This window comes from Erwinia sp. GW821-FHT03D09, assembly GCF_059420805.1.
In genome coordinates this window covers 85,132-109,855 of the sequence record NZ_JBWKUK010000017.1, presented here as the reverse complement: position 1 = coordinate 109,855, position 24,724 = coordinate 85,132, and the positions used below count along the sequence as shown (strand labels likewise).

23 protein-coding genes and 1 pseudogene are annotated in these 24,724 nt (G+C 57.8%); 15 read left to right on the top strand and 9 right to left on the bottom strand.

Going from position 1 to position 24,724, the window contains the following annotated elements:
- Positions 1–21 precede the first annotated feature (21 nt).
- Complete coding sequence (gene puuE / locus AC07U6_RS17360) at positions 22–981, top strand: allantoinase PuuE (RefSeq protein ID WP_494761670.1); 960 nt, start codon at positions 22–24, stop codon at positions 979–981.
- Between the two features lie 55 nt (positions 982–1,036).
- Here puuE and hpxZ read toward each other — a convergent pair whose 3' ends face one another.
- From hpxZ to AC07U6_RS17340, 4 genes are read right to left on the bottom strand one after another with little or no spacing between them, the layout of a single operon-like run.
- The gene (gene hpxZ / locus AC07U6_RS17355; protein WP_105590677.1) at positions 1,037–1,420 is read right to left on the bottom strand and encodes an oxalurate catabolism protein HpxZ; all 384 of its coding nucleotides are present in this window, start codon (positions 1,418–1,420) and stop codon (positions 1,037–1,039) included.
- The gene (locus tag AC07U6_RS17350) at positions 1,417–2,820 is read right to left on the bottom strand and encodes an AtzE family amidohydrolase (protein WP_494761671.1); all 1,404 of its coding nucleotides are present in this window, start codon (positions 2,818–2,820) and stop codon (positions 1,417–1,419) included. The genes hpxZ and AC07U6_RS17350 overlap by 4 nt, the downstream gene beginning before the upstream one ends.
- Positions 2,817–3,005, bottom strand: coding sequence for an oxalurate catabolism protein HpxX (gene hpxX / locus AC07U6_RS17345; RefSeq protein ID WP_200547613.1), 189 nt, complete (start codon positions 3,003–3,005; stop codon positions 2,817–2,819). The genes AC07U6_RS17350 and hpxX overlap by 4 nt, the downstream gene beginning before the upstream one ends.
- A gap of 12 nt (positions 3,006–3,017) precedes the next feature.
- Complete coding sequence (locus tag AC07U6_RS17340; protein WP_494761672.1) at positions 3,018–4,604, bottom strand: gamma-glutamyltransferase family protein; 1,587 nt, start codon at positions 4,602–4,604, stop codon at positions 3,018–3,020.
- A 203-nt stretch (positions 4,605–4,807) separates the two neighbouring features.
- Here AC07U6_RS17340 and AC07U6_RS17335 point away from each other — a divergent pair, with 203 nt between their 5' ends.
- From AC07U6_RS17335 to hpxK, 7 genes are all read left to right on the top strand, one after another.
- Positions 4,808–5,647: a MurR/RpiR family transcriptional regulator gene (locus tag AC07U6_RS17335; protein ID WP_105590681.1), complete on the top strand. Its 840-nt coding sequence runs from the start codon at positions 4,808–4,810 to the stop codon at positions 5,645–5,647.
- Between the two features lie 296 nt (positions 5,648–5,943).
- Positions 5,944–6,726, top strand: a complete 783-nt coding sequence (locus AC07U6_RS17330) for a transporter substrate-binding domain-containing protein (protein WP_105590682.1) — start codon at positions 5,944–5,946, stop codon at positions 6,724–6,726.
- 13 nt (positions 6,727–6,739) lie between these two features.
- Positions 6,740–7,405, top strand: a complete 666-nt coding sequence (locus tag AC07U6_RS17325) for an amino acid ABC transporter permease (protein ID WP_494761673.1) — start codon at positions 6,740–6,742, stop codon at positions 7,403–7,405.
- The gene (locus tag AC07U6_RS17320; RefSeq protein ID WP_494761674.1) at positions 7,405–8,061 is read left to right on the top strand and encodes an amino acid ABC transporter permease; all 657 of its coding nucleotides are present in this window, start codon (positions 7,405–7,407) and stop codon (positions 8,059–8,061) included. The genes AC07U6_RS17325 and AC07U6_RS17320 overlap by 1 nt, the downstream gene beginning before the upstream one ends.
- A complete protein-coding gene (locus AC07U6_RS17315; RefSeq protein ID WP_494761675.1) occupies positions 8,042–8,779 on the top strand; it encodes an amino acid ABC transporter ATP-binding protein in 738 nt (245 codons plus the stop codon). Before AC07U6_RS17320 ends, AC07U6_RS17315 begins: the two co-directional genes overlap by 20 nt.
- Before the next feature lie 31 nt (positions 8,780–8,810).
- Entirely contained in the window at positions 8,811–10,046 is a 1,236-nt protein-coding gene (locus tag AC07U6_RS17310; RefSeq protein WP_494761676.1) for a pyridoxal-phosphate-dependent aminotransferase family protein, read from the top strand.
- Positions 10,046–11,305 (top strand): allantoate amidohydrolase, encoded by a 1,260-nt coding sequence (gene hpxK / locus AC07U6_RS17305; RefSeq protein WP_494761677.1) that lies wholly within the window; start codon positions 10,046–10,048, stop codon positions 11,303–11,305. The genes AC07U6_RS17310 and hpxK overlap by 1 nt, the downstream gene beginning before the upstream one ends.
- Before the next feature lie 388 nt (positions 11,306–11,693).
- Here the strand turns inward: hpxK and AC07U6_RS17300 are convergent, their stop codons facing one another.
- Together AC07U6_RS17300 and AC07U6_RS17295 are read right to left on the bottom strand one after the other, a co-directional pair.
- Positions 11,694–12,461, bottom strand: coding sequence for an amidohydrolase (locus tag AC07U6_RS17300; RefSeq protein WP_494761678.1), 768 nt, complete (start codon positions 12,459–12,461; stop codon positions 11,694–11,696).
- Positions 12,449–13,609 carry a pyridoxal phosphate-dependent aminotransferase gene (locus AC07U6_RS17295; protein WP_494761679.1) on the bottom strand — a complete coding sequence of 387 codons (1,161 nt, stop codon included), beginning with the start codon at positions 13,607–13,609 and terminating at the stop codon, positions 12,449–12,451. Before AC07U6_RS17295 ends, AC07U6_RS17300 begins: the two co-directional genes overlap by 13 nt.
- A 147-nt stretch (positions 13,610–13,756) precedes the next feature.
- On the opposite strand from AC07U6_RS17295, the gene AC07U6_RS17290 reads away from it, so the two are divergent.
- Genes AC07U6_RS17290 through AC07U6_RS17280 form a run of 3 tightly spaced genes read left to right on the top strand, consistent with a single transcriptional unit; the run spans position 13,757 to position 15,596 of the window.
- Positions 13,757–14,371 (top strand): methylthioribulose 1-phosphate dehydratase, encoded by a 615-nt coding sequence (locus AC07U6_RS17290; protein ID WP_494761680.1) that lies wholly within the window; start codon positions 13,757–13,759, stop codon positions 14,369–14,371.
- Positions 14,368–15,057 (top strand): acireductone synthase, encoded by a 690-nt coding sequence (gene mtnC, locus AC07U6_RS17285; protein ID WP_494761681.1) that lies wholly within the window; start codon positions 14,368–14,370, stop codon positions 15,055–15,057. Before AC07U6_RS17290 ends, mtnC begins: the two co-directional genes overlap by 4 nt.
- Positions 15,054–15,596, top strand: coding sequence for a 1,2-dihydroxy-3-keto-5-methylthiopentene dioxygenase (locus AC07U6_RS17280; RefSeq protein WP_494761682.1), 543 nt, complete (start codon positions 15,054–15,056; stop codon positions 15,594–15,596). Before mtnC ends, AC07U6_RS17280 begins: the two co-directional genes overlap by 4 nt.
- Positions 15,597–15,777: 181 nt before the next feature.
- Here the strand turns inward: AC07U6_RS17280 and mtnA are convergent, their stop codons facing one another.
- Entirely contained in the window at positions 15,778–16,803 is a 1,026-nt protein-coding gene (gene mtnA, locus AC07U6_RS17275; RefSeq protein ID WP_494761683.1) for an S-methyl-5-thioribose-1-phosphate isomerase, read from the bottom strand.
- Positions 16,804–16,913: 110 nt separating this feature from the next.
- On the opposite strand from mtnA, the gene mtnK reads away from it, so the two are divergent.
- Complete coding sequence (gene mtnK, locus AC07U6_RS17270; protein ID WP_494761684.1) at positions 16,914–18,113, top strand: S-methyl-5-thioribose kinase; 1,200 nt, start codon at positions 16,914–16,916, stop codon at positions 18,111–18,113.
- A 453-nt stretch (positions 18,114–18,566) separates the two neighbouring features.
- Here mtnK and fadE read toward each other — a convergent pair.
- Positions 18,567–20,975: pseudogene (gene fadE, locus AC07U6_RS17265) on the bottom strand (acyl-CoA dehydrogenase FadE); the annotation flags it as partial.
- Positions 20,976–21,193: 218 nt separating this feature from the next.
- On the opposite strand from fadE, the gene lpcA reads away from it, so the two are divergent.
- Together lpcA and AC07U6_RS17255 are read left to right on the top strand one after the other, a co-directional pair.
- Entirely contained in the window at positions 21,194–21,772 is a 579-nt protein-coding gene (gene lpcA / locus AC07U6_RS17260; protein WP_494761685.1) for a D-sedoheptulose 7-phosphate isomerase, read from the top strand.
- Positions 21,773–21,853: 81 nt separating this feature from the next.
- Positions 21,854–22,621 carry a class II glutamine amidotransferase gene (locus tag AC07U6_RS17255; RefSeq protein ID WP_494761686.1) on the top strand — a complete coding sequence of 256 codons (768 nt, stop codon included), beginning with the start codon at positions 21,854–21,856 and terminating at the stop codon, positions 22,619–22,621.
- Here AC07U6_RS17255 and dpaA read toward each other — a convergent pair.
- Positions 22,592–23,326: a peptidoglycan meso-diaminopimelic acid protein amidase gene (dpaA, locus tag AC07U6_RS17250; protein ID WP_494761687.1), complete on the bottom strand. Its 735-nt coding sequence runs from the start codon at positions 23,324–23,326 to the stop codon at positions 22,592–22,594. The two genes, AC07U6_RS17255 and dpaA, sit on opposite strands and share 30 nt — an antisense overlap.
- A gap of 226 nt (positions 23,327–23,552) precedes the next feature.
- Here dpaA and dinB point away from each other — a divergent pair, with 226 nt between their 5' ends.
- Positions 23,553–24,608, top strand: coding sequence for a DNA polymerase IV (dinB, locus tag AC07U6_RS17245; RefSeq protein WP_494761688.1), 1,056 nt, complete (start codon positions 23,553–23,555; stop codon positions 24,606–24,608).
- Positions 24,609–24,724: the final 116 nt, after the last annotated feature.

Genomic DNA, 24,724 nt, shown 5'->3' with positions numbered 1-24,724 from the left:
TCCGATACTAAGGATGTTTTGATGAGCGATAGTCCGGAAAAGAAAGAGTACAGCTTTAACAAAAACTACCCGCGTGACCTGATCGGCTACGCAGGGAATCCTCCTCACGTCGCCTGGCCGGGTAAAGCACGGATCGCCGTGCAGTTCGTACTCAACTATGAAGAGGGTGCGGAAAACAACGTCCTGCACGGTGATGCGGGCTCAGAGCAGTTTCTGTCCGATATCATTGGCGCGGCAAGTTATCCCGAGCGGCATATGTCGATGGATTCGCTCTATGAATACGGCTCTCGTGCCGGATTCTGGCGCATCCACAACGAGTTCCAGAAGCGCAATCTGCCGCTGACGGTATTTGGCGTGGCGATGGCGCTGGCTCGCCACCCGGAAATTGTCGAGGCGATCAAAAACGCAGGTTACGACGTTGTCAGCCACGGCTGGCGCTGGGTCCACTATCAGGGAATAGATGCGAAAACCGAGCGCCAACATATGCAGCAGGCGCTGGATACGCTCACCGATCTGTTTGGCAAAACGCCAACGGGCTGGTACACCGGGCGCGACAGCCCGAATACCCGTCGGCTGGTGGTGGAGCAGGGCGGGCTCACCTACGACAGCGACTATTACGGTGACGATCTGCCGTTCTGGACCCAGGTTACCTGCCAGGACGGTACCGTTAAACCGCATCTGATTATTCCCTACACCCTTGAAACCAACGACATGCGCTTTGCAACGCCGCAGGGGTTTAACACCGCAGAGCAGTTCTACACCTACCTGCGCGACAGCTTCGATGTGCTGTATGAAGAGGGTGAAACCTCGCCAAAAATGCTTTCCATCGGTATGCACTGCCGCCTGCTCGGCCGCCCGGGTCGCTTCCGCGCGCTGCAGCGCTTCCTGGACCATATCCAGCAGTACGATAACGTCTGGATTTGTACCCGCCAGCAGATCGCCGATCACTGGATAAAAACGCATCCGGCTCCGCAGCTCTGATCAAAAACGGATGGGGAAACCCATCCGTTTTTTTGCGCTATCGGAAGAACATCATTCAGGGAATTAAACTGACCTGCGCAGCAACAATCCGCCAGCCGCAGGGAAGTTTCACCCAGGTTTGCTGCTGACGGCCGATTTTATCGCTGCCCTCGCGGGTAAATTCGGTGCTGCAAACGGCAAAATCCTCCCCGAAGGTGGATATCACCGTATTTTGCAGCTGGCGGTTCAGTCCGACGGGCGAGCGTGATGCGCGGAATTCGCGGATAGCGTCAATGCCATACAGATTCTCACCGGCTCCCAGACGTACGGTGCGATCGTCGTGCCAGAACAGCTCATCCAGAACGACAGTATCGTTGCTGATTAAGGCTTCCTCGTAGCGGTAAAAAGCCGCAGTCACTTCAGCGTGGATCGCCGGGCGATCGATATGTTCACTTTTCATTTTTTATCTTCCATGTTTGCAGGCATCGCCTGCGCAATACCCATCTGCTCCAGTGCCCTGGCGGCTCGCAGACAGGCTTGTTCGTTAAACGGTGCCGCGATCAGCTGCAGGCCAATCGGTAACCCACTCGTCGCTCGTAACGGAACGGTAGCGACCGGCAGTCCGAGAAATGAGATCGGCTGGGCCAGCATGCCCATACTCGCGCGGGTTGGCAAGTCGTTGCCATTAATGCGCATGGTCGGCTGGCCAATCAGCGTGGCGCAGGTCGGCGTGGCGGGAGCGATTAACACATCAACATCGTTGAACAGCGTCAGCGACCGCTGCTGGCAGTGGCGGCGAAAACGCTGGGCCTGAACGTACCATGCTGAAGGCAGCATGGCGCCGGCCAGCAGCCGCTCGCGGGATGCGGGTTCAAAACGCTCCGGTGACTGTCTCAGCGCAGGCAGATAGTGATTTCCGCCCTCGGCTGCCGTCAGAATAAAGGCCGATGCTCGCGCCAGTTCTGCCTCCGGCAGTAAAAACTCATCAATGGCTTCCAGCGCCTTTGCCGCGGTGGCTACGGCGGTGCGTGCGTGCTCATCGCACCACTGCTGAAAATATCCGCCCAGCACGCCGAAGCGCAGGCCGTCAATCCCGCGATCCAGCTGTGAAACGGTGGCGGCAGGGGCTTCCGTCGCCTGAAATGCATCACTATGATCGTGACCCTGCAGGACATCATAAACTTCTGCCAGATCGCTTACCCGGCGGGCCAGCAGGCCGATATGATCGAGACTGGCAACAAAGGGATGACTGCCGCTGCGCGACAGGCGGCCAAAGGTGGGTTTCAGCCCGAAAATTCCGCACAGCGAGGCCGGAACGCGAATGGAACCGTTGGTATCGGTGCCGAGTGTGAAATGAACCAGCCCGGCAGCCACGGCGGCCGCGGAACCGCCGGACGATCCTCCGGCAATACGCGAAGTGTCATGCGGGTTTCGCGTTGCGCCATAGTGAGTGTTTTCGGTGGTGAAACCGTAGGCGTAGGCATCCATGTTAAGCATCCCTGACAGCATCGCCCCGCTGGCGGTCAGCTGCCGCACCGCCCAGGCATCCTCCCTGGCAACGGGGCGATCGCTGAACAGGCTGGCTCCGGCCAGCGTGGTGTGACCGGCCACATCAAACAGGTTTTTAACCGCATAGGGCACGGCGGCCAGCGCGGGAAGGGGCTGGCCGTCACGCTGCAGGCGATCGAGACACTGAGCTTCCTGCAGCATGCGATCTCGCGTCATGCCGGTCCAGGCATTAATCGCCGGGTTGTGTTGTTCTATCGCCGCAAGCGCCCGGCTGGCGATATCAACGGCGCTCAGATCGCCCGTTGCCAGCGCCTGGCGGACTTCACTGATGGAGAGAGCGGTCAGATTCATGCTTTATACACTCCCGCCACTTCCAGCCGATCATCCAGCGGGAAGGCCATTAGCGGCGCAGCCATGGCGGCAATGCGGGTGAACTGCACCAGCAGCTCGGCGCGGCGTGCTTCGTCCAGATCCATACCGAGAATCTGTTCCATCTGTAAGATATACGTTGCCCAGTCGGGCTGAGTTGGCGTCATGTTCTTCTCCTGCTAAAAACCGGCGGCGCTACCGTTGCTGCGGGGATCGAAGGCTCCTTCCAGCATGCCGTTGGTATGGCGAATGATTGCGCCCGCGTGGCCAACTGCTTCGCTGAAATCGGGCAGCAGCTCGACCTCATGTCCAAGCGCACGCAGCGCGTTGATGGTTTCCGCGCTAAAACGTCCTTCCAGCTTCAGGGAATCGGACAGCTGTCCCCAGGTGCGGCCCAGCAGCCAGCGCGGCGCACTTAGCGCCTGTTGCAGCGGCATTCCCTGAACGACATGACGGGTGAAAATGGCGGCCTGGGTCTGCGGCTGGCCGTCACCGCCCATTGAACCGTAAACCAGCGTACGGCCATCGTTCAGCCGTGCGGCTGCCGGATTGAGGGTGTGGAACGGCTGTTTCCCGGGAGCCAGCGCCAGCAGGTGATCGGCATCCAGGCTGAACGACGCCCCGCGATTCTGCCAGGTGATGCCGGTGCCCGGCAGTACCACGCCGCTGCCAAACTCGTGATAAATACTCTGGATAAAGGATACCGACAGTCCGCTGCTGTCCATCACGCCCATCCAGACGGTATCGCCCGGGCCTTTGCCGTTGCCCCACGGCGCGGCCTGATCCAGATCGATCCGATCGGCAAGCTGCTTCAGGCGATCGGATGTCAGCAGCGACTGCATCTCTTCGCGCATGAAGCGCGGGTCGGTGATATGGCTGTCGCGCAGTCCGAAAGCCAGCTTGGTGGCTTCGACGATGCGGTGGATGGTTTGCGCTTCATCCGCATCTTCCATCGCCAGATGATCGGTGATGCCCAGAATGGCCAGCGATACCAGTCCCTGGGTAGGCGGCGTCATATTGTAGATATCGCCAGACTGGTGGCGGATGCGTAGCGGCGTACGGCGTTTTGCCTGCTGACGGTTAAGATCCTCCAGCGTAATCGGCATACCGAGCTGCGACATTTCTGCGGCCAGCCGCTGTGCCAGCGGGCCGCGATAGAAGCTCTCCAGCCCCTCTTCAACCAGCTGGATCAGCGTAGCGGCAAGATCCGGCTGCACAAAGCGGCTGCCGGCTTTCGGGATCTCATTACCTGGTAAAAACGCGGCGGCAAAACCGGGCTGATCGGCCAGTTCAGCGTATTTGCTGGCGGTGGCTTCCGCCTGGGAAGCGGCGATCGGAATGCCGTCCGCCGCATAGCGGATCGCATCATTTAACAGGCGAACCAGCGGCAGCGGCTCGCCGCCGTACTCGGCGGAAATCGCCAGCGCCTCGGACCAGCCGCTAACCGTCCCCGCCACGGTCAGTGCCGATTTTGGGCCGCGATGCGGGATATGGCTGTCGCCCGCGTAAAAGTCGAGATCGGCCAGGGACCCTGCCGCGCCGCTGGCGTCAATGGCCACCGGCTCGTCGCCCGGTGGAACAATCAGCCAGAAACCGTCGCCGCCCAGCCCGTTCATATGGGGATAGACCACTGCAACGGTGGCCGCGGCAGCGACCATGGCTTCAATGGCGTTGCCTCCCGCCCGTAAAATTCCCAGTGCGCTCTCGCTGGCCAGATGATGTGGGGTCACTGCCATCCCCTGCGGTGCCATATTGCTCTGATTCATATTATTCTCGTTATTGCTCGAACTGAGTGTGACTAAAGCAAGAGTCATTCCAGTTTTTGTATAACAATCAGACACAGGCGGGGCGTTCCGGGAAAATGGGGCGTTGGCAGGGCGCGAGCGGACGCATTTTTTTCCGGCTACAGACAGGCACGTTATTTGTATATGATCGGTGGAATGAAACAAAAGTTACAGGATGCATAGACATGAAGCAGCTTGATGAACGCCTGCGTGGCCATTATGCGCAACTCTCGCCGCAGGAGCAGCGCATTGCGGATTTCGTCTTTGATCATTATGACGACCTGATCGGTTACAACAGCGCGGAACTGGCGCGGCTGAGCGGGGTGTCGAAGGCCACGGTAAGCCGCTTATTTAAGCGTCTGGGCTATGACACCTATAAAGATATGCGCAACGAGCTGCGTACCCTGCGCCAGAGCGGCATGCCGCTGACGGACGTGCGGGATGCGGTTCAGGGCAATACCCTGTTAGCACGCCACTACAAGCAGGAAATGGCTAACCTTACGCAGTGGGTTAACACCCTCGACAGCACGCATTTCGGCCAGGTCGTGCAGGCATTGTGTGAGAGCCAGCGGATTTTTATTATTGGCTTACGTAACTCTTATCCGGTCGCACTGCACTTCCGCCAGCAGCTGCTTCAGGTCCGGAGCCGGGTGCAGCTGCTGCCGCAGCCGGGGCAAACTTTTTCCGAAGAGCTAATCGACATCACCCCGGAGGATATGGTGATCGTAATGGCGTTTCGCCGCCGCCCGCGCATTATCCGGCCGCTGTTACAGCAGCTGCAGCAGCGCCATATTCCTACGCTGGTGATGTGCGAACCTCAGGCGCAGACGTCCATCGCGCTGGCGCGCTGGCAGCTGTGTGCGCCGCTGGATAGCGTATCAGCCTTTGACAGCTACTCGGCGGCCAACAGCCTGGTCAACCTGCTGTCGAATGCCGTCTTGCATGAGTTACTCAGCAACGGGCGTCAGCGTATCCATCAGATTGCCGATCTTTACGGCGAGCTGGACGAGTTGGAACAACGTTGATGGGGCACTAATTTGGTGCTTTGCATAGTTATGGGGCATGAGGCGGTGCCCCTTTTTATTGCGCTTTTATCGCGCTTCGATCTGCCTTTTCCGATTTTTTTCATTGGAATAACCCGCTTTCATTTATGGGGTTTCTATCTTTTATTCTGATTTTAAAAAGGTTTTATCCGGGTTGTGCCGATGCACCCCCGATTTCAGTAAGAAAAATCAACGCTAAAATCCCCGATGGCACATTAGTTGCAAATAAATTCTTTAAGAATCTTTCGTTTCATGATGTATTAATCGGGGAAGTGAGAATGAAAAAAGGCTTATTCGCATTACTGGCTGGCGCGTTACTGCTGACGTCTACCGCTTCGGCGCTGGCGGACCAACTACAAGATATTGAAAAACGTGGTGTTATCCGCATTGCCGTACCGCAGGATTTCCCGCCGTTTGGTTCGGTAGGTACCGACTTACAGCCGCAGGGCTATGACATCGATATGGCGAAGTATCTGGCAAAGCAAATGAAACTTAAGTTGCAGCTGGTGCCGGTCACCAGCGCCAACCGCGTGCCTTATTTGCAGACGGATAAAGTGGATCTGGTAATTTCCAGCCTGGGTAAAAATCCGGAGCGCGAAAAAGTGATCGACTTCAGCCGCGCCTATGCCCCGTTCTTCCTCGGCGTGTTTGGTCCGAAAGACGGTACCCTGAAAGACGCGGCGGAGTTGAGCGGTAAATCCATCGGCGTCACCCGCGGTGCCGTTGAGGATATGGTACTGACCAGCGTGGCACCGAAAGAGGCGGAAGTGAAACGCTACGAAGATAACAACACTACGCTGTCGGCCTATCTGTCTGGTCAGGTGCAGTATGTGGCGACCGGTAACCTGGTCGTGGCGGCTATTGCCCGCCAGAACGCGGACAAAGCGCCGGTGGCGAAGTTTATGCTGAAAGATTCGCCGTGCTTTATCGGCATGAAAAAGAATGAACCAGCGCTGAAGGCCAAAGTGGATGAGCTTATCGGCCAGGCGCTGAAGGACGACACGCTGAACAAACTATCGCAAGAATGGCTGAAAGCGCCATTACCCGCTGACCTGGGTTAATCGGGGCTGACTGATGATCGGGCAACTGAATTTTCCCGCGCTGTGGCCCTACTGGCCGGAACTGATTTCCGGCCTGTGGGTGACTATCCAGCTAACGGTGATGGCTACCGTTGGGGGCGTGGGGCTGGGTATTCTGGGGGCTGCGCTGCGAAGCGGTAAACTCTCACTACTCAGCCGCTGCTGGGGCGTTTATGTCGAACTGATCCGCAATACGCCGTTTGTGGTTCAGCTATTTTTTATCGTTTTCGGCCTGCCCAATCTGGGCCTGAAACTCACAGCCGGAGAGGCGGCGCTGCTGGCGATGTTGATTAACCTCGGTGCCTACAGCACGGAAATTATCCGCGCCGGTATCCAGGTGACGCCGAAAGGGCAGTGGGAGGCCGGGCGGGTGCTGGGCTTAACCCGTACTCAGACGTTTATCCGCGTGGTGCTGCCGCCGTCGATGAAGCGCATTTATCCGGCACTGGTGAGCCAGTGCATTATCGTGATGCTTGGCTCCTCGGTGGTGTCGCAGGTCTCTTATGAAGAGCTGACCTTTGCCGCCAACCTGATCCAGTCGCGGACGTTTTTGAGTTTTGAAGTGTATCTGGTGACCACGCTGATGTATCTGGCGCTGTCGATTGCCATGCGTCAGCTGCTGCTGGCCGCCGGGCGTAAATGGTTCGGGGAGCAGCCGTAATGACAACCTTTACCGACTGGGACATCCTGCGCAATCTGCTGCTCGCGGCACGCTGGACCCTCCTGCTGTCGCTGACGGCATTCTTTGGCGGTACGCTGGTGGCGATGCCGCTGGTGATGGTTCGCCTGACTCGCCGCCGCTGGCCGTGTCGCTTTATCCGCGCCTGGACCGAACTGTTTCAGGGAACGCCGCTGCTGATGCAGCTGTTTCTGGCCTTCTTCGGCGTGGCGCTGTTCGGCATTGACGTTTCGCCGTGGACTGCCGCCTCGTTGGCGCTGACATTTTATACCAGCGCCTTCCTGATTGATATCTGGTACGGCAGCATCCAGGCACTGCCAAAAGGGCAGTGGGAAGCCTGTCGTTGCCTCGGTCTGAGCTTCGGCCAGACGCTGTATCGCGTGGTTCTGCCGCAGGCGCTGCGCATCGGCATCGCGCCGACCGTGGGCTTTGCGGTACAGGTGGTGAAAGGCACAGCGCTGGCGTCGATTATCGGCTTTATCGAGCTAACCAAAGCCGGAACCATTCTGAACAATGTGACGTATCAACCGTTTAAAGTTTTCGGGCTGGTGGCGCTGGGCTACTTCCTGATGTGTTATCCGCTGTCCCGCTACAGCCAGTATCTGGAGAAGAAATTCAATGCCGCTCATCACCATTAATCAGGTGCAGAAATACTATGGCGACAACCACGTACTGAAAGGCGTGGATCTCGACATCGAAATGGGCCAGGTGATCTCCATCATCGGCCGCAGCGGCTCGGGGAAAAGTACCCTGCTGCGCTGCATGAACGGGCTGGAAGGCTATCAGGAAGGCAGCATTAAACTGGGCGGGATGACCATCACCGATCGTGAATCCCAGGCGCGTGAAATCAGCCGTTCGGTCGGCATGGTGTTCCAGAACTTTAATCTGTTCCCGCACATGACCGCGCTGGAAAACGTGATGCTGGCACCGCGCCGCGTGCTGAAAAAGAACGATGCCGAGTGCCGGGCGCTGGCGGCGGAAATGCTCAATAAAGTGGGGCTGGGGGATCGCATGGATTACTATCCTGCGAACCTGTCCGGCGGCCAGCAGCAGCGCGTGGCGATTGCCCGCGCGCTGGCGATGTCACCGAAAGTGTTGCTGTGCGATGAGATCACCTCTGCGCTCGATCCCGAACTGGTTGGCGAAGTGCTGAAAGTGCTGGAGCAGCTGGCGAAAGAGGGCATGACGCTGATCCTTGTGACTCATGAAATGAATTTTGCCCGCGAAGTGGGCGACCGCGTAGTGTTTATGCATCAGGGCCGCGTTTGGGAGCAGGGCGACAGTGAAACCCTGTTTGCCAATCCGCAGAGCACTGAGCTTAAACAATTTATCTCCTCGGTGCGGGGCCTGAACTAACGCACCGGAACTCACCCTGAAGGACAGACAGATGGATTTATCGACATTTACCCAGATCAACCCGCCGCAGCGTTTACTGATGGGGCCGGGGCCGATTAACGCTGACCCGCGCGTGCTTCGTGCCATGTCCAGCCAGCTGATCGGGCAGTACGATCCGGCCATGACCCAGTATATGAACGAAGTGATGGCGCTGTATCGCGGCGTGTTCCGCACCAAAAATCAGTGGACCATGCTGATCGACGGCACGTCGCGCGCGGGCATCGAAGCTATCCTGCTGTCTGCTATTCGTCCGGGTGACAAAGTGCTGGTGCCGGTCTTTGGCCGTTTCGGCCATCTGCTGTGCGAGATCGCTCGCCGCTGCCGCGCGGAAGTCCACACCATTGAAGTACCGTGGGGCAAAGTGTTCACCCCGGACCAGATTGAAGACGCGATCAAAAAAGTGAAACCGCGCCTGCTGCTGACCGTGCAGGGTGATACCTCCACCACCATGCTGCAACCGCTGGAAGAGTTGGGCGCTATCTGCCGTAAGTACGGCGTACTGTTCTACACCGACGCTACCGCTTCCTTCGCCGGTAACCCGCTGGAAACCGATGCATGGGGACTGGATGCGGTCTCTGCCGGGATGCAGAAATGCCTCGGCGGCCCGTCCGGCACGTCGCCGATCACCCTCAGTCCGCAGATGGAAGAGGCCATCCGCAAGCGTAAATGCGTGGAAGCCGGCATCCGTACCGATGCACATCAGGACGGTGACGATGAGATGATCTACTCCAACTACTTCGATCTCGGCATGATCATGGATTACTGGGGGCCGGAACGCCTGAACCACCATACCGAAGCCACCTCCGCACTGTTCGGTGCCCGCGAATGCGCGCGTCTGATTCTGGAAGAAGGGCTGGATAACGGCATCGCCCGCCACAAGCTGCACGGCGACGCGCTGCTGAAAGGCATTCAGGGAATGGGGCTGGAAACCTTCGGCGATCTGAAGCACAAGATGAACAACGTGCTCGGCGTGGTGATCCCGCAGGGCGTCAACGGCGAGCAGGTGCGCAAGCTGATGCTGGAAGATTTCGGCATTGAGATCGGTACCTCATTTGGTCCGCTGATTGGCAAAGTGTGGCGCATCGGCACCATGGGCTACAACGCACGTAAAGACTGCGTTATGCAGACGCTGAGCGCGCTCGAATCGGTGCTGAATCACCTTGGATTCCGCACCACCCAGGGCAATGCGATGCAGTCCGCTCGGGATCACTATAACGGGAGCCGTTAATGAGTGAATGCCTGATGACGACGGCCGCTGCTGCTGAGGCGGCGGCGCGCGTAATGTCCCGCTGTGATGCGCTGGCTGCGATCAGCGAAACGCCGGGCGAACTGACCCGCGTTTATCTGTCGCCGGAACATCTGCGGGCTAACGCGATGGTCGGCAAGTGGATGACGGCGGCAGGGATGAAAGTGTGGCAGGACAGCGTCGGCAATATCTGCGGCCGCTATGAGGGCCAGCAGGTAGATGCGAAAGCGCTGCTGCTGGGCTCACACCTGGACACGGTACGTAATGCCGGGCGTTATGACGGCATGCTCGGTGTGCTGACCGCGATTGAAACCGTGCAGTACCTGCACGATCGCGGCGAACGCCTGCCGCTGGCCATTGAGATTATCGGTTTCTGCGATGAAGAAGGCACCCGTTTCGGTATCACTCTGCTGGGTAGTCGCGGCCTGACCGGCCGCTGGCCGGAAAGCTGGGTCGATCACCCGGATGCCAACGGCATTACCGTAGCGCAGGCGATGAAAAACTGCGGGCTGAATGCGGACCGTATCTGGCAGTCGGCGCGCGATGTCGAAGACTTCGTGGCCTATCTTGAGTTGCATATCGAGCAGGGGCCGTGCCTGGAACAGGAACAGCTGGCGCTGGGCGTGGTGACGGCCATTAACGGCGCGCATCGCCTGAACTGTCGCTTTGTCGGCGAGGCCGGTCATGCCGGAACCGTACCGATGAGCCACCGTAAAGATGCACTGGCCGCCGCCGCCGAATGGATGCTGTATATTGAGCAGCGTACGCCGCAGGTTGGCCCGCAGCTGGTGGCCACGGTCGGCACGCTGCAGTGTCAGCCCGGCGCAGTGAATGTGATCCCCGGTGATGTGGCGCTGTCGCTCGACGTGCGCGGCCCGGAAGACGGCCCGCTTTCCGCGCTGCTGGCCGATCTGCTGGCCGAAGGCGAGGCGATTGCCCACCGTCGCGGCATCAGCTTCAGCGCCGAAGAGTATTACTGCATTCCGGCCACCGGCTGCGATGCCGAACTGCAGGCCGCGCTGACCCGCGCCGTTGTTCAGGTGCAGGGGCACAGCCTGTCGCTGCCGAGCGGTGCCGGGCATGACGCCATCGCCGTGGCCGAGAGCTGGCCGTCAGCCATGCTGTTCGTGCGCTGCGATCGCGGCATCAGCCATCATCCGGCAGAGTCGGTGACCACAGAAGACGTGGCGCAGGCGGTTCAGGCGTATGTGCAGGTGGTGAATGAGGTGGCGGGGGGATAAGGCGGCTTTGGCTGGGCATCGGGTGCGCGTTTTTGCTTCGTATTGGATGCTCAGGCTAAATTTGCTGTGAACTCGGTGTTCAGGCTGACCGTTACGGGCAGAACGCCGAGACGCCGTAAATACCTCCCTGTAGGCTTGGCTGCCGCATCCCTGCGGCAGACACTCGGCTAACCTGTCCCGTAACGGTCATCCTTCCAGGCAATGGTCTTGCTGCGCGAAACGTCGGCTTTAACCATCAGATAAGTTTTTACTGACAGAGAATAATATGGCAGTGAGGAAAGACTCTGGTTATCCCTGACAGCAACACCTTGGTTAACAGGCAATCGGTCTGCGAACCCGCCCCACACCGATAAGCCGGGCACCGGACATGTAGCAGCGCCTTGTTAACTCAGAAACTAAACGAATCCGCATCTCGCCATGCCGGGAACTTCTCACGATACTCGCGCAGGCTTTCCAGCGACAGCTCCGCTTCAAGGATCGCAGGCTGGTGTGGTTCTCCGGCGGCAAGCACTTCACCCAGCGGGCTGAAAATCCGGCTGTCACCGCTGTAGCCGTGACCATTACCGTCGGTGCCAACGCGGTTGCATCCGGCGATATAAGCCTGATTTTCAATCGCTCGCGCCTGCAGCAGCGCCTGCCAGTGCAGGGCGCGCGGGGCTGGCCAGTTAGCCACGTACAGCGCCAAATCGTAGTCATTCTGGTTACGGGCGAATACCGGGAAGCGCAGGTCGTAACATACCTGCGGCAGAATGCGCCAGCCGCGCCATTCAAACACTTCGCGGCGATTGCCTGCCAGATAGTGCTCGTGCTCGCCGGCCATGCGGAACAGATGGCGCTTATCGTAGAAGTGCACCGTGCCGTCCGGTTCAACGAGGAAGAAACGGTTAACCGCGCCTTTGGTCGTCTGGATCGCCGCGCTGCCCGCCATCATGGCGTGGGTCGCGGCGGCTTTCGCCTGTAGCCAGCTAATCACTTCGCTTTCGGGCAGCGAGCTTTTTGCCGCTTCCATCGCAAAACCGGTGGTGAACATTTCCGGCAGCACGATCAGATCGCGGTCTTTCAGGCCGTCCAGCAGCGAATCAAAGAAACGCAGGTTGGCTTCGCCATCCATCCAGACCAGCGGTTGCTGGAGTACGTTAATTTTTAAAGTTGACACAGTCGCTCCGCAGCAGCGTCCAGCGTGGCTTCCCGTTTGGCGAAGCACAGGCGGATCAGTTTATGAGGGAAGGCATCGGCGCAGAACACCGACAGCGGAATGGCCGCTACGCCCACTTCTTTTGTTAACCACTGGCAGAATGCCACATCGTCGAGATCCGAGATAGCGCTGTAATCCGCCAGCAGGAAGTAGGTGCCTTCGCAGGGCAGCAGCTTGAAGCGGCTGGCGGAGAGCGCCTCAACAAAGCGGTCACGGCGGGCACGATAAAATTCCGGCAGCTCGCGGTAGTGCTCCGGATGCTGCTGGAGCATATCGGCCAGCGCCAGCTGCGTGGGGGTATTCACCGAGAAGGTCAGATACTGGTGAACCTTGCGCACTTCTGCGCTTAGCGCAGCAGGGGCAACGCAGTAGCCGACTTTCCAGCCGGTCATATGAAAGGTTTTACCAAAGGAAGACACAGCAATCGCCCGCTCGCGCAGCTGCGGATGCGCCAGCACGCTGGCATGGCCGGCCTCATCAAAGCAGATGTGCTCGTACACTTCGTCGCTCAGAACGTAGATTTCCTGCGCGGCAATCGCCTGCCACAGCTGGGCGAAATCACTTTTCTGCCAGACGGTCGCAGAGGGGTTATGCGGCGTATTGAGGATCACCAGACGGGTGCGCGGCGACAGCAGGGCGGTGAATGCTGCCCAGTCAACGCGGAAGCCGGGCGGCTGCAGCGCAATACGTTTCATTACGCCACCCGCCAGCGTCACCGCCGGGGCGTAGCTGTCGTAGCTTGGGTCGAAGCAGATCACTTCATCACCCGGACGTACCAGCGCAGTGATCGCCGCGTACAGTGCTTCGGTGGCGCCGGTGGTAACGGTGATTTCACTGTTCATATCCGGCTGATAGCCATACAGCTCAGCGGTTTTCTGCGCAATGGCCTCACGCAGCGGAGCCACGCCGATCATCGGCGCATACTGGTTTGCGCCCTGACTGACATGATAAGCCAGACGCTCCTGCAAATAGGCCGGGCCGTCAAAATCCGGAAACCCCTGGGATAGATTGATCGCGTTGTGCTGCTGGGCGAGAGCGCTCATCTGTGTGAAGATGGTAGTGCCCAGTGCGGGCAGCTTGCTCTCTGGCGTGAATGACGTCTGGCTCATGGTTACAACCCTTGCTGAATGCGGTTTTATGATGTTGTGTCCTGTGTTGCTGCCAATATATCACGGTGATACTATTTGGCAATCGAGACGCTTAGACGGCTAAAACTGAGCCCGCAATAAAATAGTCCCAGAGGAATAAACAAAGAGATGACCCAGACCTCACAATTGGATCAGCTGGTTAGCGCCTGTCACTGGATTGGCGAACGCGGCTGGGCTCCGGCCACCGGCGGCAACATGTCCATCCGCCAGGACGCGGAGTTCTGCCTGCTGAGTGAATCCGGTAAAGACAAAGGCAGCCTGACCCGTGATGACTTTATCCAGGTAGAGATTGCCAGTAATCGGGTGCCTTCCGGGCGCAAACCCTCTGCGGAAACCGCTCTGCACACGCTGATTTATCGCCTGTTCCCGGATGCCGGTGCAGTACTGCATACCCATACCGTGAACTCAACCGTGCTGTCGCGCGTGGAGAAAGGCGCTGCTTTAGAGCTGCAGGGCTATGAAATGCAGAAAACGCTGGCGGGTCAGCACAGCCATCTGGACTGCGTGCCAATTGCGCTGTTTGATAACGATCAGGATATCGATGGCCTGGCGAAGCGCATTGAGCTGTTTGCCGCACAGAATCCGCTGCGTTACGGTTTTCTGCTGCGCGGACACGGGCTGACCTGCTGGGGTAAAGACGTCAATGAGGCACGCCGTCATCTTGAAGGGCTGGAATTCCTTTTCCAGTGCGAACTGCAACGCCGCGTTCTGGAGAGCCAATGATCCGCGCTATTGTTACCGATATTGAAGGCACCACCAGCGATATTCGCTTCGTTCATAACGTTCTTTTCCCCTACGCCCGTGAAAACCTGCCCGCCTTTATCAAAGGCAATGAGCAGCAGCCTGCGGTGGCCCAGGCACTGGCCGATCTTCGCGCTGAAGTAAACCGCCCGGATGCCACGGCGCAGGAGCTGATTGAGGTGCTGTACGGCTTTATGGATGAAGATCGTAAATCCACCGCGCTGAAGGCGCTGCAGGGGATGATCTGGCGCGACGGCTATCTGAACGGCAGCTTTACCGGCCATCTGTATGCCGATGTGCTGTCTGCACTAAAACGGTGGCAGCAGCAGGGCATCGCGCTGTATGTATATTCATCTGGCTCAGTAGCAGCGCAGAAATTGTTATTTGGCTACAGCGATGCGGGTGATATCACTGATCTGTTCAGCGGTTACTTTGATACCCACGTCGGTGCCAAGCGCGAAGTGAATTCCTACCGCAACATCGCGGAGCAAATTGCGCTGCCTGCGGCGGAACTGCTGTTTTTATCCGATATCCACCAGGAGCTGGACGCCGCACGGGAAGCGGGCTGGAATACCATTCAGTTAATACGTGACGAGGCGGATGCCGTGAGTAGCCATCGTCAGGTTTCAGGTTTCGATCAGATTAACCAGGAGCTGTTGAATTCATGAGTGCACTGACTATTTTTACCGATACTGATGCGGCCACCCAGGTCTGGCACAGTACCGATGCGGCGGAAATCGCCGAAAAGCTGAAATCTAAAGGCGTGCGCTTTGAGCGCTGGGAAGCCGACCGCGATCTGGGGGAAAATCCGGATTCTGAAACGGTCATCAAAGCCTACCAGCACGCCATCGATCGTCTGGTGGCGGAAAAAGGCTATCAGAGCTGGGATGTGATCAGCATGCGTGCGGATAACCCGCAGAAAGACGTGCTGCGCACCAAGTTCCTGTCTGAGCACACCCACGCGGAAGATGAAGTTCGCTTCTTCGTTGAGGGCGCGGGGCTGTTCTGCCTGCATCTGGATGGCCACATTTATCAGATCCTGTGCGAGAAGAACGATCTGATCTCGGTGCCAGAGGGGACTGCTCACTGGTTTGATATGGGTTCCGCGCCGCACTTTACCGCAATCCGTATTTTCGACAATCAGGAAGGCTGGATCGCCAATTTTACCGGCGACACCATCGCTGACGCCTATCCGCGCCTGCCGTAATTTGCATAACGGGGGGCTGCTTCAGCCTCCCCATTCTCTTTACCCCGTTCTCCGCACTTCACACTCCGTTCACTTCGGAATACCTGTGTTGACGAGAAGTGACCGTCAGCCAGAGTCTTACAGTGTCCGTGCGAAAGGAGGATGGTGCAGCGGACCCTTTCCGACCCGCTGATTCCATTCGTCAAACGCGCGGCTGGAAGACACCCGCTTTCACCTGCTCCGGTGTGACCACGCCGGTATCCAAAACCCAACCGCTGATTAACGACGCTGGCGTCACGTCAAACGCCGGGTTGTAGACCTGCGCGCCCTCCGGTGCCCAGGTCACGTCGCCGAAGCTGCCCGCCACACCGGTCACTTCGCTGGCTGCGCGCTGCTCGATCGGAATGGCGCTGCCGTCCGGACAGTAGCGATCCAGTGTGGTATGTGGCGCGGCAACGTAGAACGGCACGTTGTGATACTGCGCCAGCACCGCCAGGCTGTAGGTGCCGATCTTATTGGCGACGTCGCCGTTGGCGGCAATGCGGTCCGCGCCGACCCAGATCGCATCAACTTTGCCCTGGGCCATCAGGCTGGCGGCCATTGAATCGCAAATAAGATGGTAGGGAACACCGAGTTCACCGAGTTCCCACGCTGTTAAGCGCCCACCCTGCAATAAAGGACGGGTTTCATCGACCCATACGCTGGCGACTTTGCCCTGCTGCCAGCCGCGAACGATGACCCCCAGCGCGGTGCCAACACCCGCGGTCGCCAGCCCACCAGTATTGCAGTGGGTCAGCAGGCGACTGCCTGGAGCGATCAGCGCATTGCCCGCTTCGGCGATGTTGTCACACAGGATTTTATCTTCAGCAACCAGACGCAGCGCCTCATCGGTCAGCGCGGTAGCGAAATTATCCTGTGCCAGTACCCGCTTCATGCGGTCGAGGTTGTTCATCAGGTTAACCGCCGTCGGGCGCGAAGCGCGCAGGGTTTCCAGCGCCTCCGCCAGTTCAGCACGCGGCATTTCCTGTTCCGCCAGCAGTGCCAGCAGCAGGCTGGCAGACAGTCCAATCAGCGGTGCACCGCGTACCCGCAGCGTTTTGATGTGTTCAACCAGGCTGGCGACGTCCGGCGTCGGGCACCAGATCTTTTTCTGCGGAAGGGCCTGTTGATCGAGTACCCACAGTTGATTGTCGCGGATTTGTAGGCTGGTGGTGCTGAGTGTCTGCATAAGTGAAATCCTGGTTGCTTTAATGCGACACATTGTGCCAACATGTCTGATGGATGTATAGACGTCTGAACGGCTTATTAAAACGAATTTGTCTTATGGGGGTTAGGGTAATGTCGCAATACCGTACGTTCACCGCAGCGGATGCCGTGGAATATGCTCGCCAGTTTGGCGGTGTGGATAATCCTGACAGCCTGGTCGATTCGCTGGAAGTGGGCGATGGTAATCTTAACCTGGTGTTTAAGATTTTCGATACACAGGGCGTGAGTCGGATTATCGTCAAGCAGGCGCTGCCTTACGTCCGCTGCGTGGGCGAATCCTGGCCACTGACCCTCGACCGGGCAAGACTGGAAGCGGAAACCCTGATTGAGCACAGCAAGTTCTGCCCGGAGCACACGGTTAAGATCCTGCATTACGATGTCGATCTGGCGGTGATGGTGATGGAGGATCTCTCCGATCACGCAATCTGGCGCGGCGAGCTGGTGAAAGGGAAAAACCATCCTCTGGCTGCCGTGCAGCTGGGTAGTTACCTGGCGCAGACGCTGTTCCATACCTCTGATTTCTTCCAGCATCCGTATCAGAAGAAAAAGGACGTGATCCGTTTTACCAACCCGGAACTGTGCGACATCACCGAAGAACTGTTCTTCAATGAACCGTACGAGCAGCACGATCGCAACGCCTATCCGCGTGAGCTGGAGCACCTGGCTGAAGCTCTGCGCGACGATGAAGAGCTGAAAGTGGCGGTAGCCGGGCTGAAGCATCGGTTCTTCAGCAATGCCGAAGCGCTGCTGCACGGGGATATTCACAGCGGCTCGATTTTCGTTGCCGAAGGCCGCCTGAAGGTGATCGACGCCGAGTTTGGTTTCTATGGCCCGATTGGTTTTGATATCGGCACAGCGATTGGTAACCTGCTGATTAGCTACTGCGCCACGCCGGGGCTGCTGGTGCCAAGGGAAGCGGCCGATGCGCGCGAACAGCGCCTGAACGACGTGCGCGATACCTGGAACAGCTTTGCCGAAGGCTTCCTGGCGCTGGCAGCCGAGAAAAGTACCGATCGCGCGCTGGCGACGCCGGGATACGCGCGTGAGTTCCTCGGTAAGGTGTGGAGTGACACTATCGGCTACTGCGGTACCGAGCTGATCCGCCGCACCGTCGGCATGTCGCAGGTAGCGGATATCAAGCAAATCGGCGATCGCGCGATGCAGGTGGAGTGTGTACGCCAGGTGATTACCCTCGGCCGCAGCCTGATCCTGCTGGCTAACCACGTGCCGGATATTGATGCGCTGATTATGCGTGTCCGCCAGAATGGCTGAATGCTGAATGCTGAATGCTGAATGCTGAATGCTGAATGCTGAATGCTGAATGCTGGATGCTGAATGCTGATGGTATGGGCAGGTTACCCGTCGCTGGAGCATGTGGTCCAGCGTAAGCAGCGAAATAAAAACGCCAACCCTTGCAGGTTGGCGTTTTTTTAATTGCGCGTTTCTGATGCGGTTTAGCTGCCTGAGCTGCCTGAGCTGCCTGAGCTGCCTGAGCTGCCCGTCTGACAAAGGTAACCGCCAGGCAGCATCGTCAGGCCGTCAAACGCAGGCAACCTGAAGCTACGCCGCTTCGGTTTTACCCGGCCCCTGCGGCTTTACCGCAGCGGGTTTCTCCAGCGTTACCGTGGCTGAATCATCCTGCTTGCCCGATTTGCCCTGTACTGTCGCCGCAGATTCCCCAGACTTAGCTGATTTATCCAGCGCGACCTTATCAGAGCCCTCGGCTTTCACCGGACGAGTCGCCAGCGCATCAGCCTCGAATTCATCGACGTTAATGGAACGCAGGCGGCTGGCCTCGGCGCGGATCAGGACGTCGGCTTCCGCCTTAGTTAACCAGCCGGCCTGCTGGCCTTCGGCGGCCAGCACGTCCAGGCGGGTGAACGGCAGGTGTTTTTTCTGCTCTTTCGACACGCGTTCGTGGATCACTTCCGCCGCCATGACATCGGTTAAGGCCTGTTCCAGCTGGCCCGCCGGGTTGTGTTCGCTCGGTGCCAGGTACTGGCCACGGCCCAGACGGCTGCGGGTGGCAGACGGCAGCTGCAGAATACGCGCCAGCTGGTGGTCAAGGCGATCGGACGGCGCACGGCAGTGGCGACCGGTTGGGAAAATCACCACACGCAGCAGGCCCGCCACCAGGCGGTTAGGGAAGTTATGCAGCAGATCCTCAATGGCCGTTTCTGCCTGATACAGCGCGTCCTGCACACCCCAGTGCACCAGCGGCAGATCGGCTTCGTTGCGACCCTCATCGTCGTAGCGCTTCAGTGCCGCCGAGGCCAGATAAAGCTGGCTGAGGATATCGCCGAGGCGCGCCGAGATACGTTCACGGCGCTTCAGGCTGCCGCCGAGTACCGACATGGAAATATCCGACAGCAGGGCGAGGTTCGCGCTGATGCGGTTCAAATGCTGATAGTAGCGACGGGTGGCGTCGCGGGTTGGCGAGGCGCTGGTCAGGCCTCTGGTCAGGCCCAGCCACAGACTGCGCATTTTGTTGCTGCCAACGTGGCCGATATGTTTAAACAGCGCCCGGTCAAAGGCCGCCACGTCGTTATTTTGCGCGGCTTCCATCTCTTCCAGCACGTAAGGATGGCAGCGAATTGCCCCCTGGCCGAAGATGATCATGCTGCGGGTCAGAATGTTCGCGCCCTCAACGGTGATCGCAATCGGTGCGCCCTGATAGGCACGGGCGAGGAAGTTACTGTTGCCGAGCATAATGCCCTTGCCCCCGGCGATATCCATTGCATCCATAATCGCCCGTTGGCCGCGGTGGGTACAGTGATATTTCACAATCGCCGACAGCACCGCGGGTTTTTCGCCCTGCATAATGCCGTAGGTAATCAGTGACGCGGCGGCATCCATGACATAGGCGTTACCGGCAATACGCGCCAGCGGTTCTTCGATGCCCTCCATCTTGCCAATCGGCAGACGGAACTGGCGGCGAATATGAGCGTAGGCACCAATCGCCAGCGCAATGCTTTTCAGGCTGCCGGTGGAGTTAGAAGGCAGGGTGATGCCGCGACCAACGGAGAGGCACTCAACCAGCATTCGCCAGCCCTGACCGGCCATCGCCGGGCCACCGATAATAAAATCAATCGGTACAAAGATGTCTTTACCCCGGGTTGGGCCATTCTGGAACGGCACGTTGAGCGGGAAATGGCGGGTACCGATTTCCACGCCCGGAGTTTGGGTCGGGATCAGCGCGCATGTGATGCCCAGTTCTTCGGTATTGCCCAGCAGGCGATCCGGATCGGACAGTTTGAACGCCAGCCCCAGTACGGTGGCAACAGGGGCCAGGGTAATGTAGCGTTTGTTCCAGGTCAGGCGCATGCCCAGCACCTGTTCGCCCTGCCAGTCGCCCATGCAGACTACGCCGGTATCGGGAATTGCCCCCGCATCGGAGCCTGCTTCCGGGCTGGTCAGTGCAAAGCAGGGAATTTCGTCGCCGCGCGCCAGGCGGGGCAGATAGTGATCTTTTTGCTCTTCAGTACCGTAGTGCTGCAGTAGCTCGCCGGGGCCGAGGGAATTAGGAACGCCAACGGTAATTGCCAGAATGCCGGAAACGCCGGCCAGTTTTTGCAAAACCTGAGCCTGAGCATAGGCGGAAAACTCCAGCCCGCCGTACTCTTTTTTAATGATCATCGCAAAGAAGCGATGCTGTTTCAGGTATGCCCAGAGTTCCGGCGGCAGATCGGCCATTTCGTGGGTGATTTCAAAGTCATTCGCCATGCGGCAGGCTTCTTCTACCGGGCCGCTAAGAAACGCCTGTTCTTCTTCGGTCAGACGTGGCTGCGGATAGTTGTGCAGTTTTTTCCAGTCCGGCGCGCCGCGGAACAGATCGCCTTCCCACCAGGTTGTGCCGGCATCGATGGCTTCTTTTTCGGTACGCGACATCGGCGGCATGACTTTGCGGAAGGTGTTCAGTACCGGCTTGCCAAACATCGCCTGACGCATCGGCAACAGGTTTAACGGCAGCAGGATAATGGCCAGTGGGATTAACAGCCAGAAGGTCCACAGACCCACAAGGCTGAGAACGACGGTCCACGCCAGTAAGGCGATGCTGCCAGCCAGAAGGCTAACACGGTGATAAAACAGGGCACCAATCAGCACGATTGTCGCCACAATACTGAGAACCATCATAACGTGCGCTCCGTAAGTTGTAAGAGGTCCGACCTGTTGGTTATATGTTTAGATTAGCACTGGCCAAGATGCAATCTGTTTACATAATAATTACAACCTGGCTCACAAAGCACCGCACATCCGGGTAAACCTCGCGGTGGAAAGGGAGATTGCTTCACGCCCTTCTGGCAAGTTGATAAACTTAAGCCGTCACTTATTCCTAAAAAGGATCTCTCCCTATGTACCAGGACATTATTCGCGCCGAGCTAAATGAAGCCGCCGACACGCTGAATAAATTTTTAAGCGATGACGCTAACATCCATGCCATTCAGCGGGCGGCCGTGCTGCTGGCCGATTCCTTTAAGGCGGGTGGCAAGGTGCTTTCCTGCGGTAACGGCGGCTCGCACTGCGATGCCATGCACTTCGCTGAAGAGCTGACCGGCCGCTATCGTGAAAACCGTCCGGGCTATCCGGCGATTGCGATCTCTGACGTCAGCCATATCTCCTGCGTGGGCAATGACTTTGGCTTTGACGCCATCTTCTCCCGCTATGTTGAAGCGGTAGGTCAGGCGGGTGATGTTCTGCTGGGGATATCCACTTCCGGCAATTCCGCCAACGTGATTAAAGCGATTGAAACTGCCCATGCCAAAGGGATGAAGGTGATTACCCTGACCGGTAAAGACGGTGGGAAAATGGACGGATCGGCGGATGTGGAAATCCGCGTACCGCACTTTGGTTTTGCCGATCGTATTCAGGAGGTCCATATTAAAGTGATCCATATCCTGATCCTGCTGATCGAAAAAGAGATGGCGAAGTAATCCCTGCCATTGCCCGCCGGTGACTCTGTGCGGCGGGCACTCCACGGTTATCCGTTTCGAGGTTGTTGACGAGGTATCACTATGTGCGAACTGCTCGGGATGAGCGCGAACGTCCCGACGGACATCTGTTTTAGCTTTACCGGGCTGGTGCAGCGCGGTGGCGGAACGGGTCCGCATAAAGATGGCTGGGGTATTACCTTCTACGAGGGTAAAGGCTGTCGCACATTTAAAGATCCGCAACCGAGCTTCCAGTCGCCGATTGCGCGCCTGGTGCAGGATTATCCGATTAAGTCGTGTTCGGTGGTGGCGCATATACGCCAGGCCAACCGCGGCGAAGTGTCGCTGGAAAACACACATCCTTTCACCCGCGAACTGTGGGGCCGCAACTGGACCTATGCCCATAATGGGCAGCTGAAAGGCTACAAGAATCTGGATACCGGGCCTTACCGACCGATCGGTGAAACTGACAGCGAGCTGGCGTTCTGCTGGCTGCTGCACAAGTTGACCACGCGCTATCCGCGTACGCCCGGCAACTGGCCTGCGGTATTTCGCTATATTGCCGAGCTGGCGGCGGAGCTGCGTGAGAAAGGCGTGTTCAATATGCTGCTGTCGGACGGCCGCTATCTGATGGCGTTTTGCTCCACTAATCTGTTCTGGATCACCCGCCGGGCACCGTTTGGTAAAGCAAAGCTGCTGGACCAGGATGTGGAGATAGACTTTCAGAAGCAGACCACGCCGAATGACGTGGTCACGGTGATCGCAACGCAGCCGCTAACGGCTAACGAAACCTGGAACAAGATTGCCCCAGGCGAATGGGCGCTATTTTGTCTGGGTGAGCGCCAGAGCTGAATCTGGTGCACCTGTGCCGCCCATCATCGGGCGGCTCAGTACATACTTACCACCGCTGACGCTGACCGAAGGTGGCATTTTAGTCTGCACAAACTGTGTATAGCCCGGTTGCAGTTCCTTCCAGAAACTGTAATAGGTCGAGTAGCGGTGGCGCTGCATATTGCTCTCGGTCATACGGAAGGGATAAATGCTGACATCCACGCGCTGCTGGCCGTTGCGCAGAGCGGCTTCCACATAATGATAAATCTCGTCCATATAGGCATCGGTCATGGCGTAGCAGCCGACTGACACGCAGTTGCCGTGGATCATCAGGTATTTGCCTTCATAGCCCTGCTGCTGGTCGTACTCATTCGGGAAACCGACGTTAATCGCGCGGTAGAAGCGGCTGTCCGGCTTCAGCTGGGAAAGCCCGACGCTGTAAAATCCTTCCGGGCTTTTGAAGTCACCCTCGCGACGCTTTGGCCCCAGTCCGCCGGAAAAATTACAGATGCGATAGCTGTCGAGCAGACGATATTCGTTACCGATCTTGCCGTAAAGCTCGAGGGTGCGTTCTTCTTTAAAGATCTGCAGATACACCGGCGTACCCAGCAGTTGTTTCTTTAACTCTTTGCTGACCGGCGCCAGTGGCTGTACCGCGTTGGGTACGCTGGCAAAGACAACGGCAGGCAGAAAAATCATCGCAAACAGCAGTGCGATTTTGGCCATTCTTGTTCCCTTGAAAAAGAGGGTGGAGTGCAACGCCGAAAGGCGTCTGTAACTTGCAATACAGGACAAATCCGCTATTGCGGCGATACCATAGCATTGTCTATTTTTTTCTCAAGATTAGAAAGATTAAATACCTTATTACCCGCCATGATTGCGGGTGAACCGACATTTATTGATATCGCATAATTAAGCTGTATACTTATACAGTATATTGTCGGGGGGCGTTATGCGTAAGATTATTCACGTTGATATGGACTGCTTCTTTGCCGCAGTAGAAATGCGTGACGATCCGAGCCTGCGCGATATCCCGATTGCGATTGGCGGCAGCCGCGTTGCGCGTGGTGTGATCAGCACCGCCAATTATCCTGCACGCAAATATGGCGTGCGTAGCGCGATGCCAACGGCCATGGCCTTAAAGCTTTGCCCCCATCTTAAAGTGATCCCCGGACGCTACGACGCTTATAAAGAGACCAGTGCCCATATCCGTGAAATTTTCTCCCGCTACACCTCGCTGATTGAGCCGCTGTCGCTGGATGAAGCCTACCTTGACGTTTCCGACAGCCCCCACTGCCAGGGATCGGCAACGCTGATGGCGCGGGAAATCCGCCAGACTATCCATCGGGAACTGGATCTCACCGCTTCTGCCGGCGTGGCACCCATTAAGTTTCTCGCCAAAATAGCCTCTGATATCAATAAACCCAACGGCCAGTGCGTAATTACTCCCGAGGAGATGCCCGACTTTCTGCTGGCCCTGCCGCTGGCAAAAATTCCCGGCGTAGGCAAAGTTACCGCCCGCAAGCTGGAAGAACTGGGGCTGAATACCTGCGCCGATGTGCAAAAAAGCGATCTGGCGATGCTGCTTAAGCGCTTTGGCAAATTTGGCCGAGTGCTGTGGGAACGGAGCCACGGATTTGACGACCGTGAAGTGATTACCGAACGCCAGCGTAAATCCCTCGGCGTGGAACGCACGCTGTCTGAAGATATCCACGACTGGGAAGATTGCCTGAATATTATTGATTCGCTCTATGAAGAGCTGGAACGGCGACTGATCAAAATCAAGCCGGACCGACAGATTGCCCGTCAGGGCGTGAAGCTGAAGTTTAATGACTTCCAGCTCACCACTCAGGAACACATCTGGCCTGAGCTGAATAAAGCCGATCTGATCGCCGTGGCGCGGAAAAGCTGGGACGAGCGGCGGGGAGGGCGTGGGGTCAGGCTGGTAGGGCTGCACGTTACGCTGCTGAATCCACAGCTGGAGCGGCAGCTGCTGCTGGGGCTGTAAACACTGAGCATGGCATAAATAATAACGCTGCCGCAGTATTATGCGGCAGCGTTCATCATACATTCCTTCCATGGAGAGCACAGGCAGGGTTCGCATACATCCTGCTTTGTGCACAC